General features: G+C 64.2%; 14 protein-coding genes. 13 read left to right on the top strand and 1 reads right to left on the bottom strand.

Features of this window, described 5'->3' with window-relative positions:
• Window positions 1-101: 101 nt before the first annotated feature.
• The 10 genes from mqo to RE4_RS25200 all read left to right on the top strand — a co-directional run bounded on the left by mqo (window position 102) and on the right by RE4_RS25200 (window position 11522).
• Window positions 102-1640 (top strand): malate dehydrogenase (quinone), encoded by a 1539-nt coding sequence (gene mqo, locus RE4_RS25245; RefSeq protein ID WP_020907417.1) that lies wholly within the window; start codon window positions 102-104, stop codon window positions 1638-1640.
• An 11-nt stretch (window positions 1641-1651) separates the two neighbouring features.
• Complete coding sequence (locus RE4_RS25240; RefSeq protein WP_003942808.1) at window positions 1652-2128, top strand: GNAT family N-acetyltransferase; 477 nt, start codon at window positions 1652-1654, stop codon at window positions 2126-2128.
• A gap of 224 nt (window positions 2129-2352) precedes the next feature.
• Complete coding sequence (locus RE4_RS25235) at window positions 2353-4335, top strand: magnesium chelatase subunit D family protein (protein WP_060939569.1); 1983 nt, start codon at window positions 2353-2355, stop codon at window positions 4333-4335.
• Between the two features lie 21 nt (window positions 4336-4356).
• Window positions 4357-4971, top strand: coding sequence for a cob(I)yrinic acid a,c-diamide adenosyltransferase (gene cobO / locus RE4_RS25230; protein WP_019748043.1), 615 nt, complete (start codon window positions 4357-4359; stop codon window positions 4969-4971).
• Entirely contained in the window at window positions 4965-6341 is a 1377-nt protein-coding gene (locus RE4_RS25225; RefSeq protein ID WP_060939568.1) for a cobyrinic acid a,c-diamide synthase CobB, read from the top strand. Before cobO ends, RE4_RS25225 begins: the two co-directional genes overlap by 7 nt.
• Window positions 6325-6738: a cobalamin biosynthesis protein gene (locus tag RE4_RS25220; RefSeq protein WP_041814958.1), complete on the top strand. Its 414-nt coding sequence runs from the start codon at window positions 6325-6327 to the stop codon at window positions 6736-6738. The genes RE4_RS25225 and RE4_RS25220 overlap by 17 nt, the downstream gene beginning before the upstream one ends.
• Entirely contained in the window at window positions 6735-7961 is a 1227-nt protein-coding gene (gene cobA, locus RE4_RS25215) for a uroporphyrinogen-III C-methyltransferase (protein ID WP_019748046.1), read from the top strand. Before RE4_RS25220 ends, cobA begins: the two co-directional genes overlap by 4 nt.
• 11 nt (window positions 7962-7972) lie before the next feature.
• Entirely contained in the window at window positions 7973-9469 is a 1497-nt protein-coding gene (locus tag RE4_RS25210; RefSeq protein WP_019748047.1) for an MFS transporter, read from the top strand.
• Window positions 9470-9549: 80 nt separating this feature from the next.
• Window positions 9550-9978: a CBS domain-containing protein gene (locus tag RE4_RS25205; RefSeq protein WP_007735005.1), complete on the top strand. Its 429-nt coding sequence runs from the start codon at window positions 9550-9552 to the stop codon at window positions 9976-9978.
• 35 nt (window positions 9979-10013) lie between these two features.
• The gene (locus tag RE4_RS25200; protein WP_060939567.1) at window positions 10014-11522 is read left to right on the top strand and encodes a protein adenylyltransferase SelO; all 1509 of its coding nucleotides are present in this window, start codon (window positions 10014-10016) and stop codon (window positions 11520-11522) included.
• Between the two features lie 12 nt (window positions 11523-11534).
• Here RE4_RS25200 and yaaA read toward each other — a convergent pair whose 3' ends face one another.
• Window positions 11535-12278 carry a peroxide stress protein YaaA gene (yaaA, locus tag RE4_RS25195; RefSeq protein WP_060939566.1) on the bottom strand — a complete coding sequence of 248 codons (744 nt, stop codon included), beginning with the start codon at window positions 12276-12278 and terminating at the stop codon, window positions 11535-11537.
• A 55-nt stretch (window positions 12279-12333) separates the two neighbouring features.
• On the opposite strand from yaaA, the gene RE4_RS25190 reads away from it, so the two are divergent.
• The 3 genes from RE4_RS25190 to RE4_RS25180 all read left to right on the top strand — a co-directional run bounded on the left by RE4_RS25190 (window position 12334) and on the right by RE4_RS25180 (window position 15512).
• Window positions 12334-14079 (top strand): proline--tRNA ligase, encoded by a 1746-nt coding sequence (locus tag RE4_RS25190; RefSeq protein ID WP_020907423.1) that lies wholly within the window; start codon window positions 12334-12336, stop codon window positions 14077-14079.
• A gap of 79 nt (window positions 14080-14158) precedes the next feature.
• Window positions 14159-14830, top strand: coding sequence for an O-methyltransferase (locus tag RE4_RS25185; protein ID WP_041814959.1), 672 nt, complete (start codon window positions 14159-14161; stop codon window positions 14828-14830).
• A gap of 22 nt (window positions 14831-14852) precedes the next feature.
• Window positions 14853-15512: a rhomboid-like protein gene (locus RE4_RS25180; protein ID WP_060939565.1), complete on the top strand. Its 660-nt coding sequence runs from the start codon at window positions 14853-14855 to the stop codon at window positions 15510-15512.
• The last annotated feature ends 35 nt before the right edge of the window (window positions 15513-15547 follow it).

The following is a 15547-nucleotide window of genomic DNA, read 5'->3' as shown; positions in this document are numbered from 1 at the left end:
ATTGGGGGTGGTGAACCGCGCGAGTACGCACGGGTAACCTATTCGGCGTAACACAGCAGGCGGATGCGCGCACGGCTAATGACAAGGAAGTCGATTCTCCAGTGTCGAATCAGAACGCGGTAGAGACGAAGACGGATGTAGTGCTCGTGGGCGCAGGCATCATGAGCGCCACGCTGGGTGCATTGCTGCGCCAGCTGCAGCCCGATTGGTCGATCTCGACCTTCGAGCGGCTCGATGCCGTCGCAGCCGAGAGCAGCGACCCCTGGAACAACGCGGGAACCGGTCACTCCGCCCTGTGTGAGCTCAATTACACCCCGGAGAACTCCGACGGCACGGTCGACATCAAGAAGGCCGTCAACGTCAACGAGCAGTTCCAGGTGTCCCGCCAGTTCTGGGCACACGCGGTCGAGCAGGGCGTCCTGACCCAGCCCAAGGAATTCATCAACCCCATCCCACACGTGAGCTTCGTTCACGGTGAGGCCAACGCCAAGTACCTGCGTGCTCGCTACGACGCACTTGCCGGCCATACGCTCTTCCGCGGCATGGAGTACATCGACGATCCGGCCGAGTTCAGCGAGCGTTTGCCGCTCATGGCCAAGGGACGCGACTTCTCCGATCCCATCGCCCTGAACTGGAGCCAGGACGGCACCGACGTCGATTTCGGAGCGCTCACCAAGCAGCTCATCGGCTACATCGGTAAGACCGGCGGCAAGATGTACTTCGGCCACGAGGTCACCAACCTGACCCAGAACTCGGACAAGTCCTGGACCGTCAAGGTCACCAACCGTCGCACCGGTGAAAAGCGCACCGTTCGCTCGCGCTTCGTGTTCGTCGGTGCCGGTGGCGGCGCCCTGCACCTGCTGCAGAAGTCCGGCATCAAGGAAGCCAAGGGCTTCGGTGGCTTCCCGGTCAGCGGTGCTTTCCTGCGATGCACCAACCCCGAACTCATCGACCAGCACAGCGCCAAGGTCTACGGCAAGGCTGCCGTCGGCGCCCCGCCCATGTCGGTGCCGCACCTCGACACCCGCGTCATCGGCAACAAGCCGGGACTGCTGTTCGGCCCCTACGCCGGATGGTCGCCGAAGTTCCTCAAGCAGGGTCGCGTCACGGACCTGCCCGGCTCGGTCAAGCCGAACAACATCCTCTCGATGCTCGGCGTCGGCGTCAGCGAGCTCGGCCTGGTCAAGTACCTGGTCAGCGAACTCGCCAAGAACGAAGCCGGTCGCATCTGGGATCTGCGTGAATTCGCGCCCAAGGCGCAGGCTCAGGACTGGGAGCTCATCACCGCGGGCCAGCGCGTCCAGGTGATCCGCCGTGCCAAGGGCAAGGGCGGCGTCCTCGAATTCGGTACCGCTGTGGTCGCCGCTGAGGACGGCTCCATCGCCGGCCTGCTCGGCGCTTCGCCCGGTGCGTCCACGGCCGTCCCGGCGATGCTGGACGTCCTCGAGCGCTGCTTCCCGACCGAGTTCCAGGGTTGGAAGGGCAAGCTTCGTGAGATGGTTCCGTCCATCGGCGTCAAACTCACTGACAACGAAGGCCTGTTCAACCAGGTCTGGGATTGGTCCTCGAAGGTTCTCGAGCTCGATTCCGCTGGTGCTTCCGAATCGGCTCCGGTCGCGGATACCGTCGCGACTGTGTGATAGTCCAACCCATGACGGCAACAGCAGCTTTGAAGCGTTCATGGGCACTCGACCTCGACAACAAGACGTTCTACGAGTTGTTGAAGCTTCGAGTGGAGGTCTTTGTCGTCGAGCAGGCCTGCCCGTATCCCGAGTTGGACGGGCGGGACCTGCTGACGGAAACACGCCACTTCTGGCTCGAGCAGGACGGCCAGGTGGTGTGCACACTCCGTCTGCTCGAAGAGCACGACGACGGAAACAAGAGCTTCCGAATCGGACGCCTCTGCACGTCGCGTCAGGCTCGCGGCCAGGGCCACACGACCCGCCTCCTGCAGGCCGCACTGGCCGAGGTCGGCGAAGCGCCGTGTCGGATCAACGCCCAGACCTACCTGGTCGAGATGTACGCCAAGCACGGATTCAAGGCTGACGGCGAAGAGTTCATCGAAGACGGCATCCCGCACACCCCGATGCGCCGTGGCGGGGGAGAGCCTTTCGTGGCTGTCAGCTAGTTTGTCGGAGATTTGACCCTGGTCGGCTCGTGGAAAAGCGAGCCGACTAGGGTTTTTTCGATACCGAATGTTCGCGGGGAAGTCCTGTTCGATCCAGGCGCGGTCCCGCCACTGTGAAAGATCTCTCCTCTACCGACTGACCGGGAGATCTCAGCCAGGTTGCCGCGACATTCGAGTGCAGCCAAATTCTCGGCGAGGAAACCGAGAGGTGGAGGGATATCGACGTGCGAAGTGAAGAAGATCGACCAGTGGCGGGCTTCCCGTTCAGTGCTGTGGTCGGCCAGGATCAATTGCGGTTGGCGCTGATTCTGTGTGCTGTGCATCCGGGGATCGGTGGAGTCCTGGTCCGCGGTGAGAAGGGAACTGCCAAGTCGACGGTCGTGCGCGCGCTGACTGCGCTGCTGCCCGCGGTCGACGACGCCGGAACGACACGACCGGCCCGCTTGGTGGAACTGCCCGTCGGCGCCACCGAGGACCGAGTGATCGGGTCCATCGACCTCGAGAAGGTTCTCCGCGACGGTGAGCGCGCTTTCCAACCTGGACTGCTCGCCGCGGCTCACCAGGGAGTTCTGTACGTCGACGAGGTGAATCTGCTTCACGACCACCTGGTCGACGTGCTTCTCGACGCCGCGGCGATGGGTCGCGTTCACATCGAGCGTGACGGAATCTCCCATTCGCACCCGGCTAAATTCGTACTCGTCGGCACGATGAATCCCGAAGAGGGAGAACTGCGTCCACAGTTGTTGGACCGTTTCGGACTGGCGGTCGATGTCGCAGCTTCCCGCGACGTCGACGTACGCATGGAAGTGGTGCGTCGCCGGCTCGACTACGAGCGCGACCCCGAGGCGTTTGTCGCTCGGTACGAATCCGCCGATGAGGAGCTCGCGGCCGAAATCCTCACGGCGCGTGAGAAACTGGACTCGGTCGAGCTGAGCAACCGCGAGCTGCGTCGAATTGCCTCACTGTGTGCGTCGTTCGACGTCGACGGTATGCGCGCGGACTTGGTGCTGGCGCGCACCGCGACCGCCCACGCTGCCTGGCGAGGCGACAGTGAGGTCACTGCGGAGGACGTGCGAGTGGCTGCGGAACTGACGCTGCCGCATCGCCGCCGCCGCGATCCGTTCGACGAGCCTGGCTTGGATCAGCAGCAGTTGGACGATGCACTCGAGCAGGCCGATCAGGACGCCCAGTCGCAGGTCGAGGACGACGCGCGCGACGGAGAGCCCGAACCTCCCGAGAATCCCGAAGACCGTGGCCCTGACGAAGACCGTGGCCCTGACGAAGACCGTGGCCAGGAAGATGGTGGCCCCGAAGACGGCGGTCCTGACGACGAGGGTCCGGACGACGACGGCCCGGAAGACCCTGACGGACCTGGTGGGGGAGTGCGCGCTACCGATCGCCCCTCGGCGTCACCGGCCGGCGAATTCAAGGCCAAGCTCCTCGAGGTTCCTGGTGTCGGGGAAGGTGCACCGGGACGCCGCTCGCGGTCCATGTCGTCCCGTGGACGAGTCGTGCGGTCCACGCGGGAACGTGGCCACGGATTGCATCTGACGAGCACGGTCGTCGCCGCAGCCGAGTCTCAAGTTGCCCGTGGTCGCACTGCTGGACGGCTGCGGCTGGCACCTGCTGATCTCCGCGGCGCGATTCGTGAAGGGCGAGAAGGCAATCTGATCGTCTTCGTTGTCGACGCGTCGGGGTCGATGGCAGCACGCGACCGCCTCTCCGCGGTCACCGGTGCGGTTGTCTCGTTGCTCCGCGACGCCTATCAGCGCCGCGACAAGGTCGCCGTCATCACTGTCCGTGGTCGTGAAGCAGAGCTCGTACTGCCGCCGACCTCTTCGGTGGACATCGCCGTCCGTCGCCTGCAGTCGATGCGTACCGGCGGCAAATCCCCACTCGCAGAGGGATTCCTGCGTGCTCGCGAAGTGGTTCTGCGTGAACGGCTTCGTGACCCGCAGCGCCGCGCCCTCGTCGTCACGCTCACCGACGGCCGGGCTACCGGAGGCAAGGACGCGCTGCACCGCGCCCGCGTCGCCGCGCATCTTCTTGCCGACGCGTCCGTCGCTTCCATCGTCGTCGACTGCGAGACCGGCCTCGTGCGTCTGGGGCTGGCAGCCGAGTTGGCCCGAGAACTACGTGGCGGTTACGTCCGCCTTGCCGAATTGTCAGCGCAGCAGGTCGCGGGTGTCGTCCGCGCCGCAGCCTAGATCCCAGCTCAGGAGTTCACGATGCCCAAGGGTGTTCCCGAGACAGTTCCCGACGACGGTCTGACCACGCGTCAGCGTCGTAACGCGCCGGTACTTGCCGTGCACACCGGCCCGGGAAAGGGTAAGTCCACCGCCGCTTTCGGCATGGCGCTGCGTGCCTGGAATCAAGGGTTCGACATCGGCGTGTTCCAGTTCGTGAAGAGTGCCAAGTGGAAGGTCGGCGAGGAAGCCGCGTTCCGCGCGCTCGGAAACCTGCATGACGAAACCGGCGTCGGTGGGCCGGTGCAGTGGCACAAGATGGGCGAAGGTTGGTCATGGACACGCAAGGCCGGTAGCGAGGAAGATCATGCTGCTGCCGCTGCGGAGGGTTGGCAGGAGATCGCGAGAAGGCTTGCAGGCGAAGAGCATCGATTCTACGTCCTCGACGAGTTCACGTACCCGCTCAAGTGGGGTTGGGTGGACGTGGACGAGGTAGTGCAGACACTGCGCGATCGCCCAGGCAACCAGCATGTCGTCATCACGGGGCGTGATGCCCCGCAGGCGCTGATCGACGCCGCCGACCTCGTGACCGAAATGACGAAGATCAAGCACCCGATGGATGCCGGCCGAAAGGGTCAACGGGGCATCGAATGGTAAGTCCTTCCACTCCGGCCGTGGTGATCGCCGCTCCTGCCTCGGGTAGCGGAAAGACCACGGTGGCAACGGGATTGATCGGCGCGCTGCGACGGTCCGGAAGCAGCGTTGCACCCTTCAAAGTGGGGCCGGACTACATCGACCCGGGTTATCACGGACTCGCGGCAGAGCGGCCCGGACGCAACCTCGACACTGTCCTGGTCGGCCCGGATCGCATCGGACCGCTCTACCGGCATGGAACCGCCGGCTGCGACATCGCCGTGGTCGAAGGTGTCATGGGTCTGTTCGACGGAAAGATCGACGAGGCCAACTCGCAGCCGTCGGCGGAGGGATCGACGGCGCAGGTCGCGTCGATCCTCGGTTCGCCGGTAGTCCTCGTGATCGACGCCCGTGGGCACAGTCAGAGTCTGGCCGCCGTACTCCACGGCTTCGCGACCTACGACGCAGGTGTGCGCATCGGCGGCGTCATTCTCAATCGCGTCGGGAGCGCTCGTCACGAGCAGGTGTTGCGTCATGCGTGCGACAAGGTCGGCGTCGCAGTGCTCGGAGTTGTGCCACGGTTGACGGAACTCGAAGTTCCCTCCCGGCACCTCGGTCTGATTCCGGCGGCCGAGCACGGCGCCGCCGCTGTGGCCGCAGTGGACGCGATGTCCGACTTGATTGCCTCGCACGTCGAACTGGACGCTGTTCGTGCACTGGCCGCCTCGAACGTGGGTGCAGCTGCATGGGATCCGGTTGCCGAGGTCGGCGCACACGCAGAGTCTCGCCCTGTGGTTGCCATGGCGGGCGGCCCGGCCTTCACCTTCGGCTATGCCGAGCACCGTGAACTCCTGACTGCCGCCGGCGCGGACGTGCAGGTGTTCGACCCGTTGCGTGACGAGCTTCCCGCGGGAACTGCTGCTCTTGTCCTTCCTGGCGGGTTCCCGGAAGAGCATGCGGTGGACCTCGCGGCCAATACCGTTCTGCTGCAGCAGGTTCGTGACCTGGCGGACGGCGGTGCGCCGATCCACGCCGAGTGTGCCGGTCTGCTCTACCTCGCTCGCAGCTTGGACGGTCACAGCATGGCCGGTGTTGTCGGGGTGGATGCCACATTCGGGAAACGCCTGACCCTCGGGTACCGCGAAGCAGTGGCGATCAGCGACTCCAGCCTCTTCGAAGCAGGCTTCCGCGTCACCGGTCACGAGTTCCACCGAACGTCTCTCGTCTCGGCAGACGCGGACGGTTGCGGAAGTGCGTGGGGGTGGCGGCCCTGGGACGGCGGCAGTGTCCGCGAAGGATTTGTTCGCGGCGGCGTCCACGCGTCGTATCTCCACACTCATCCGGTGGGGCAGCCCGAATCGATCGCGAAGTTCGTCGATGCCGCACGGGGATGACCTCTGTATAGGCGTTGGATTCACGACGAGCGCCACCGCGAAGGACATCGTCGCTGCGGTGAACGCGGTGCTGCAGGAGCGAGCGAGGATCGTGGTCCTCGCCACTGCGACCGGCAAGGCGGCGTCTGCAGCTCTGCTCGCTGCCGCCGATGAACTGAACGTCCCGATTGTGAGTTTCGACCCGGACGTACTTGGGCGAGTTCAGGTTCCGTCACCGTCGACTCGCGTCGAGCACGCGATCGGGACGGCAAGCGTCGCGGAAGCGGCGGCGATCCTCGCCTCCGGGGGCGGCCCGCTCCTAGTGGCCAAGACTGCCAGGGATGGAGTGACCGTGGCGGCGGCCCGTAAAGTTCCCTCCAGCTTGAACAATTCTGACGACGAAACGGAGTGCGAGTGAGCGAGTCCACCGCAGACGAGACCAACTACTTGGTCGGCCTCAACCTGACCGATCGACGCGTGGTCGTGTTCGGTGGCGGCACTGTGGCTCAGCGCCGACTCGGACTGCTGGTCGCCTCTGGTGCCCGTGTTCACGTCATCAGTCGCGCGTTCACTCCAGCCGTCGAAGGTATGGCCACGGCCGGGCAGATCACGGTCGAAGAGCGCCCGTACGCCGACGGCGACCTCGAAGGTGCGTGGTATGCCATCGCCTCGACCGACGAGCCGGAAACCAATGCGGCGATCGTCGCCGAGGCGGAGCGTCGCCACATCTTCTGCGTGCGCGCCGACAACGCGAAGCACGGTACCGCGGTAACTCCCGCCAGCGCCGAGTACGACGGTATGAGTATCGGAATTCTTGCCGGCGGCGATCACCGTCGTTCGGCAGCAGTCCGCACCGCGGTCGTCGAAGGTCTTCAGTCGGGCGTGCTCGCCGATACGGCCGAGCCGGCCGCTGCGGGCGTTGCTCTCGTCGGTGGTGGCCCCGGTGACCCCGACCTGATCACCGTGCGTGGACGCCGTTTGCTCGCACGCGCTGACGTCGTCGTGGCCGACCGATTGGCTCCGCCGGAGTTGCTCGCCGAACTGGGTCCGGACGTCGAGGTGATCGACGCCGCGAAGATCCCGTACGGCCGTGCCATGGCTCAGGAGGCCATCAACGCCGCGCTGATCGACAACGCGAAGGCAGGCAAGTTCGTGGTCCGCCTCAAGGGCGGGGACCCGTACGTCTTCGGGCGGGGATACGAAGAACTCGAAGCGTGTGCCGCTGCCGGCGTTCCGGTGACCGTAGTGCCCGGAATCACGAGCGCGATCTCGGTCCCGTCGGCCGCAGGCATCCCGGTGACCCACCGCGGCGTCACCCACGAGTTCGTCGTCGTCAGTGGTCACGTGGCTCCGGATCATCCGGATTCGCTGGTCGACTGGTCGGCACTGGCCAAGTTGCGCGGCACGATCGTGCTGCTCATGGCGGTCGAGCGCATCGATCAGTTCGCGAGGGCGCTCGTCGACGGTGGACGCCCGTCAACAACGCCGGTCACCGTGATCCAAGAGGGCACTCTGCGCACCCAGCGTGAACTTCGGGCCGATCTGGCGACCGTTGCTCAGCGCGTCAAAGACGAGGAGATCAAGCCTCCGGCGATCATCGTGATCGGGCCGGTCGCGGGCTTTTCCGTCGACGCTGGGTAACGTGAAGTCTTGTGTCTGATTCCCCAACATCTGAAACCGCTTCGGCGAATGCCCCGGTAGCGACTCGAGTCATCGGGCTCGCCATCATCGTCCTGAGTGGTTTGCAGATGATGGTGGTGCTCGACGGCACCGTCGCGAACCTCGCGCTGGCGCCATTGCAGGCAGACCTCGGGCTGAGCGACAGTGGTCGTAATTGGGTGTTGACCTCGTACGCGCTTGCGTTCGGTGGGCTCATGCTCCTCGGTGGTCGCCTCGGTGACGCGTACGGGCGCAAGAAGATGTTCATCGCGGGAGTCTCGCTGTTCACGGTGGCGTCGTTGCTCTGTGGTCTCGCCCTGAACGAGGGCATGTTGATCGCAGCGCGGGCGCTTCAAGGTGTCGGCGCAGCCGTGGCGTCGCCCACCGCCTTCGCACTTGTTGCCACGACTTTCGCCGCGGGTCCGGCTCGTAATCAGGCCATCGCGATTTTTGCCGCCATGACGGGCGTCGGATCGATCGCCGGTCTGATCATCGGCGGCGCATTGACCGAGGTGTCGTGGCGTCTGATCTTCCTCATCAACGTCCCGATCGGCATCGCGCTCGTCGGCATGGCGTTCCGCGCCCTTCGCGAGACGAATCAGACGCGTCTGGCTTTGGATGTCCCCGGCGCGATCCTCGCGACCCTCGGTTGTACCGGTGTTGTTTTTGCTCTCACCGAAGGCCCGGAAATGGGATGGGGGAGTATCGCCGTCATCGGTGCATTGGCGGCCGGATTGGTCGCCCTCGCCGCCTTCCTCTTCGTCGAGCGAACTGCGGACAACCCGCTCTTGCCCTTCTCGTTGTTCGCCGATCGCAACCGTGTCGCGACGTTCCTCGCCATCTTCTTCGTCGGTGGCGCGATGTTCAGCATGACGGCCTTCGTCGCACTGTTCGTGCAGGACATCATGCAGTATTCGCCGTTGCGTGCCGGTATCGCGTTCATTCCGTTCGCGTTCGGATTGGGCGCTGCCGCGTCGGTTGCTTCCAAGCTCGCCGTAAAGGTTCAACCCCGTTGGCTGGTCCTCACCGGCGTAGTGATCATGATCGTCGGACTCCTCTACGGATCTACTCTCGATTCCGATTCCACCTACCTGGCCAACTTGTTCGTGCCCGTGATCGGGATCGGATTCGGTATCGGCCTCGCGATGGTGCCCTTGCCACTGTGCGCGATCGCCGGTGTGCCGGAGACCGAGATCGGCCCGCTGACGGCCATCGCTCAGGTTGCCCAGACGCTCGGTGGACCACTGGCGCTGTCGGTGATCGGTGCGATGGCGACGTCGAAGACGCTCTCGCTCGGCGGCACTTCGGGCAAGGCCGCGGACATGAATCCGGCGGAGTTGATCGCACTCGGAGAGGGATACACCTTCGCGCTTGTGGGCTGCGCGGTCTGCGCGGTGTTCGCCGGTATCGCGGCGCTGTGCATCAGGTTCACACCTTCTCAGGTAGCCCAGGCTCAGGCTGCGGAGAAGGCAGCTCAGGGAATCGCCTGATCAGTCCTGTTTTTCCGCTTCGCTAGCCGATACGATCGTTGCAGGACGTGCCGAGAGTCTCGACGAATCGGGGTGCCGTGATGCGGATCGCGGACATATTGCGAAACAAGGGCAACAGCATCGTCACGATCGACGCCCACACGACGGTCAACGGGTTGCTGTGCGATCTTGCCCGCCACAACATCGGAGCCATGGTGGTGGTCGACGACGACGCGGTGGTCGGCATCATCTCCGAACGCGATGTCGTTCGACGCCTGCACGAGCGTGGCCCGGACCTTCTCGGGATCCAGGTTTCCGAGGTCATGACCGCTCTGATGTACACGTGCGTTCCGGCAGACGCGGTGGACAGCATTGCCGCGATCATGACCGAGCGTCGAATCCGACATCTGCCGGTGATCGAGGACGGCAACCTCCTCGGCATCGTCAGTATCGGTGACGTGGTGAAGAGCCGCATCGACGAGCTCAAGAGCGAACGCGATCAGCTCGAGTCGTACATCGATCAGGGCTGATCGATAGGTTGTCGCACGGTGACTACTCTCGTGTGATGGCCGCATTCCAGGAATCCACAGCAGGCACGGTCACCATCGTGGCCGGCCTCGAGAGCACCTTCGCCGACGAACTCGGCGCTCTGACGGTGCCGTGGCAAGGTGCTGCCGCGCCCGACCCGCAGTTGCTCGTGCTGAACGAGCAGCTGGCTGCGTCGTTGAGATTGGACGTAGCAGCGCTGCGAAGTGTGGACGGGATCGGCGTCCTGTCCGGTTCGACGGTGCCGGTCGGGGCCACACCGGTGGCGATGGCATATGCGGGTCATCAGTTCGGTGGGTACGCACCAATTCTCGGGGACGGTCGGGCTTTGTTACTCGGCGAACTCGTCAGCATTGACGGGCAGCGAGTGGACTTGCATCTGAAGGGCTCCGGGCGCACGCCGTTCTCTCGGGGCGGCGACGGGTATGCGGTCGTAGGGCCGATGCTGCGCGAATATCTCGTCAGTGAGGCGATGAATGCCCTCGGTGTCCCCACTACGCGCGCGCTGTCGGTGGTGGCGACGGGCCGAGACGTTCGCCGCAACGGCGCAGAACCCGGTGCCGTGCTTGCACGGATCGCGTCGAGTCACCTACGCGTTGGGACCTTCGAGTTCGCGGCCCGGCAGGGCGAGGTATTGCAGCCGCTCACCGATTACGCGATTGCCCGGCACTACCCGGAGCTGACCGAACTTCCGGCAACGGGTACACACAATCGCTACCTGAAGTTCCTCGAGGCGGTGGTCGAGGCGCAGGCATCACTGGTGGCGAGGTGGATGCTCATCGGTTTCGTGCACGGGGTCATGAACACCGACAACACGACAATTTCGGGGGAGACCATCGATTACGGTCCGTGTGCCTTCCTCGACGCGTTCGATCCGGCGGCAGTGTTCAGCTCGATCGACCACGGGGGCCGCTATGCATTCGGCAATCAGCCCGCTGTACTGAAGTGGAACCTGGCGCGCTTGGCAGAAACACTGTTGCCACTGATCGATTCCACACCCGACGAAGCAATTTCCGCGGCGTCAGCAGTTCTCGAGACCTTCGACGAGCGCTACGAGGGTCACTACGCGGCCGGTCTCGCGGCAAAGCTCGGTCTGGCCCAGCCGTTTGTCGATCGGGCGCTCGTCGACGATCTGCTGACGTTGTTGGCGGAACACGGTGCTGATTGGACGGGCAGTTTCCGCGCTCTCGCCGACGAATTGCGCGGAAATTCGGTGCCTCTCGACAACCTCGTGCCACGGGAGCACATCGCGCCCTGGTTGCAGCGGTGGCAGGGAGCCCTGACCGAAAACGGACACGGGGCCGCGGAGACCGCGAGCGCGATGGATCGCGTCAACCCGCTGTACATTCCGCGTAATCATCGGCTCGATGCGGCCTTGCGCGCCGCGACCGACGGTGACCTCGCTCCCTTCGAGAAGCTGTTGGAAGTGGTCACGCACCCGTTCGGCCGACGCGACGAGTGGGCTGACTACACCGAGGCGGCTCCGCAGTCTTTCAGCGAAACATTCCAAACCTTCTGTGGCACTTGACAGACGAAGCCATCAATCCGTCAGGATGATCAATTCGCGCTCCGACGCGATTTCGACGCGCAAGCCCGCCTTCGACGCCACCCGCGCAACACCCTTGATGTCGGTCGGTTCGGCACGCGAGACCACCAGCGCACGGGCGAGCAGACCTTTGTGGTGCTTGTTGAAGTGACTGACGACAGTGCGGGTGCCGTCCGGCTTCTCGGTGAGGACCGTTGCGATCAGTGCGTCCGGAACCGGTCCGAGGTCTTGGTAGGTGCCGGACCGTAGATCGATGACAAGGCCGTCGGCTTCGGCCGCCAAGGCCTTCGGCAGTTCCGGCTTCCACAGTGAGCGGAGCGTGCCCATCCCGGGCAGCTTGGACCCGCCGGAAAGGCGGTAGGCGGGGATCAGATCTCCCGCACGGACTGCACCGAACAGAGCGGAGCCGATCGCGATCCGATCGAGAGCCTTGGCCCTCTGGGCGCGGGTGAACGACTTGGCGTCGAGGGCGTCGAAGAGCACCCCGGTGTAGCGCTGCAGCGCGGGCCGCGTCGCGGACACCCACAGCTTGGCGTTGCGTTCCACTTCGTCTGCTTGCGTCGGACCGAGCCCGAGCGCTTCGCACGACGCCTCGACGTCAGCGGCCAGATCGACCAGCGTCTGAACCAGCAATTCGCGCGTTTCGGTCAACTGTGGCATCGACAGTTCGGCCAGATCGAGGGGCGCATCCTTGCCGCCGTCGGACTTGGTTTCTGAGGGAGGCAGCAGTACAAGCACGCTGTAACCGTACCGAGGCCCGCTCGGCCGACTGCGGCGACTATCCTTACACCTCGTGATTACCCGTCTGTCCCACCTGTTCCTGCGTACCCTGCGTGACGATCCCTCGGACGCCGAAGTTGCCAGCCACAAATTGCTGGTTCGTGCCGGCTACGTGCGTCGTATCGCTCCAGGCGTCTACTCGTGGTTGCCGCTGGGATTGCGGGTGCTGCGCGAGGTTGAGCGTGTTGTCCGCGAAGAAATGAATGCCATTGGTGGGCAGGAAATTCTGCTGCCTGCTCTGCTCCCGCGCGATCCCTACGAGGCGTCGAACCGCTGGACCGAGTACGGCCCCAACCTGTTCCGCCTCAAGGACCGCAAGGGCAACGACTACATGCTCGGCCCGACCCACGAGGAGCTCTTTGCTCTGACGGTCAAGGGTGAGTACAACTCGTACAAGGACTTCCCGGTCACCCTGTACCAGGTGCAGACCAAGTACCGCGACGAAGAGCGTCCGCGTGCGGGCATTCTGCGTGGTCGCGAGTTCCTCATGAAGGATTCGTACTCCTTCGACCTCAGCGACGAAGGCCTGACGGAGTCGTACCAGGCGCACCGCGGTGCCTACGAGAAGATCTTCACGCGTCTGGGCGTCAAATACGTCATCGTCTCGGCGACCTCCGGTGCGATGGGCGGCAGCGCGTCCGAGGAGTTCCTTGCCGAGAGCGAGATCGGCGAAGACACCTACGTACGCTGCCTCGAATCCGGCTACGCCGCCAACGTCGAGGCCGTCAAGACTGTTGTTCCCGACTCGATTCCGTTCGACGGGCTACCCGAAGCGAAGGTGTACGACACCGCGAACACACCCACCATCGACACCCTCGTGGACTGGGCGAACGGTGCCGACCTCGGCCGCACCATCACCGCTGCCGACACTCTCAAGAACATCATGGTCAAGACCCGCCTGCCCGGCGGCGAGTGGGAACTGCTCGGTATCGGCATCCCCGGCGACCGTGAGGTCGACGAAAAGCGCCTCGAAGCTTCACTGGAGCCGGCCGAGTTCGTGATGATCACCGAGACCGACTTCAAGAACAACCCGTTCCTGGCCAAGGGTTACATCGGCCCGAAGGCTCTGCAGGCCAACGGCGTTCGCTACCTTGTCGATCCGCGCGTCGTCGACGGCACCAGCTGGATCACCGGCGCCGACGAAGACGGCAAGCACGTGGTCGGCCTCGTTGCCGGTCGCGACTTCACCCCTGACGGAACCATCGAAGCCGCCGAGGTTCGTGACGGCGACGCCTCTCCCGACGGAGCCGGCACGCTGGTCTCGGCTCGCGGTATCGAGATCGGGCACGTCTTCCAGCTCGGTCGCAAGTACACCGACGTCTTCACCGTCGACGTCCTCGCCGAGAACGGCAAGCCCGTCCGCCCGACCATGGGTTCGTACGGCGTCGGCGTCTCGCGTCTGGTGGCCGTCATTGCCGAGCAGCATCACGACGAAAAGGGCCTGCGGTGGCCTGCCGAGGTTTCACCGGCCGACGTCTACCTCGTCATCGCGAACAAGGACGAGACCGCGCGCGAAGGCGCCGAAGGCCTCGCCGCGCAACTCGACCGTGCCGGACTCGAAGTAATCCTCGACGACCGCAAGGCATCGCCGGGCGTGAAGTTCAAGGACTCCGAGCTGATCGGCGTTCCGCTGATCGTTGTCGTCGGACGCGGTTGGGCCGACGGCAAGGTCGAAATTCGCGACCGCTTCACTGGCGAGAGCCGTGAGATCGACGCCGACTCGGCGATCGAGGCGATCATCAGCGCAGTTCGCGGCTGATTCGAATAGTCGTCAGGGCCGCCGCAGCCACCTTCCGAGGTGTCTGCGGCGGCCCTTCTTTTCTGCCACAATCGTGGCTATGGAACGCGAACCGGATTGGGCAGAAGTCGACGGCTATCTCGTTTCCACGTTGGTAGGTGAAGATCCGGTTCTCGACGCGGCACTCGCCGCCAATTCCGAGGCCGGCCTCCCGCCCATCGACGTGGCGCCGAACCAGGGCAAGCTCCTCAATCTTCTGGCGCGAATGTGCCTGGCGCGCAATGTCCTCGAGATCGGAACGCTCGGCGGATACAGCACGATCTGGCTCGCTCGCGCAGTCGGTCCCTCTGGCCAAGTCATCACGCTGGAATTCGATCCCACCCATGCGGATGTCGCTCGGGCGAATATCGAGCGCGCCGGCTTGGCTGACCGTGTCGACATCCGCGTCGGGGCTGCGCTCGACAGCCTCCCGTCGATCGCGAAGGAAGAGTTGGGACCTTTCGACTTGGTCTTCATCGACGCAGACAAGGAGAACAACACCGAGTACGTGCGGTGGGCGTTGGCCCTTTCGCATCCCGGAACCGTCATCATCGTGGACAACGTGGTGCGTGGGGGACATGTGTCCAACCCGGATATCGACGACGAGCGCGTCAAAGCGAGTCGAGCGGTGTTGGAGATGATCGCGGCCGAGCCGAAACTCGACGGCACCGCCATTCAAACCGTGGGTTCGAAGGGATGGGACGGGTTTGCCGTTGCAGTAGTGAACGAGTGAGCGCAGACTCGAAGCGGTGAGGATGCTGGGGGCAGCAAAGGCGGCATGGCGATGGGTGCGCAGTGCTCCCGGTACCTACGTCTGGTTGCTGGCCCTGCTGTTCACCACACTGTTCCTGCGGCATCTGCCTGACAATGTCGAGGAGCGTTTTCTCGGCAAGCGCTCGACCAATCTGCATCACCTGGCCGAAGACCCGCTACGAGTCCTGTTCTCGAGTGCCTTCTGGCTCGAAGGTGGCGGTTGGTTGGGATACCTGGTTCTCTTCACCATCTTTCATGCAACGGCTGAGCGTTGGCTCGGGACGTGGCGGTGGCTGTGTGTTGTCGTCATCGCCCACGTCGGAGCCACGTACATCAGCGAAGGTGTTCTGTACGAAGGTATTCGGCACGGATACGTGGCGGAGTCGGCGGTCAACACTCTCGACGTGGGAGTGAGCTACGGTCTGGCCGGCATCATGGGGATTCTGGTGTACCGCATCGTCGATCCGTGGCGATACGTCTATCTCGCGGGGCTGTTGGTCTTCTACGGTGTACCTCTGATTTTCGCCACCAATTTCACCGCCATCGGCCACATGTCTGCGTTGTTGCTGGGATTGGCGTGCTATCCGATCACGCGTGCTCGGTCCGGCACGTGGAATCCGATGGACCTGTGGCATTCGCGAAGAATCGCAGGTCTTCCATGAATCGCACCGCGGAAAGTTACCCGCTGGTAGTTTAG

This window comes from Rhodococcus erythropolis NBRC 15567, from assembly GCF_001552595.1.
Taxonomy (GTDB): Bacteria; Actinomycetota; Actinomycetes; order Mycobacteriales; family Mycobacteriaceae; genus Rhodococcus_F; species Rhodococcus_F erythropolis.
Note: the sequence above shows the minus strand (reverse complement) of the source record. Positions and strands in the feature narration are given on the sequence as shown.

Excerpts from the sequence above, each read along its gene's own strand:
- RE4_RS25240 (WP_003942808.1), top strand. The coding sequence starts at position 1,652 with ATGACGGCAACAGCAGCTTTGAAGCGTTCATGGGCACTCGACCTCGAC.
- cobO (WP_019748043.1), top strand. The coding sequence starts at position 4,357 with ATGCCCAAGGGTGTTCCCGAGACAGTTCCCGACGACGGTCTGACCACG.
- RE4_RS25225 (WP_060939568.1), top strand. The coding sequence starts at position 4,965 with ATGGTAAGTCCTTCCACTCCGGCCGTGGTGATCGCCGCTCCTGCCTCG.
- RE4_RS25220 (WP_041814958.1), top strand. The coding sequence starts at position 6,325 with ATGCCGCACGGGGATGACCTCTGTATAGGCGTTGGATTCACGACGAGC.
- RE4_RS25205 (WP_007735005.1), top strand. The coding sequence starts at position 9,550 with ATGCGGATCGCGGACATATTGCGAAACAAGGGCAACAGCATCGTCACG.
- RE4_RS25200 (WP_060939567.1), top strand. The coding sequence starts at position 10,014 with ATGGCCGCATTCCAGGAATCCACAGCAGGCACGGTCACCATCGTGGCC.
- RE4_RS25185 (WP_041814959.1), top strand. The coding sequence starts at position 14,159 with ATGGAACGCGAACCGGATTGGGCAGAAGTCGACGGCTATCTCGTTTCC.
- RE4_RS25180 (WP_060939565.1), top strand. The coding sequence starts at position 14,853 with ATGCTGGGGGCAGCAAAGGCGGCATGGCGATGGGTGCGCAGTGCTCCC.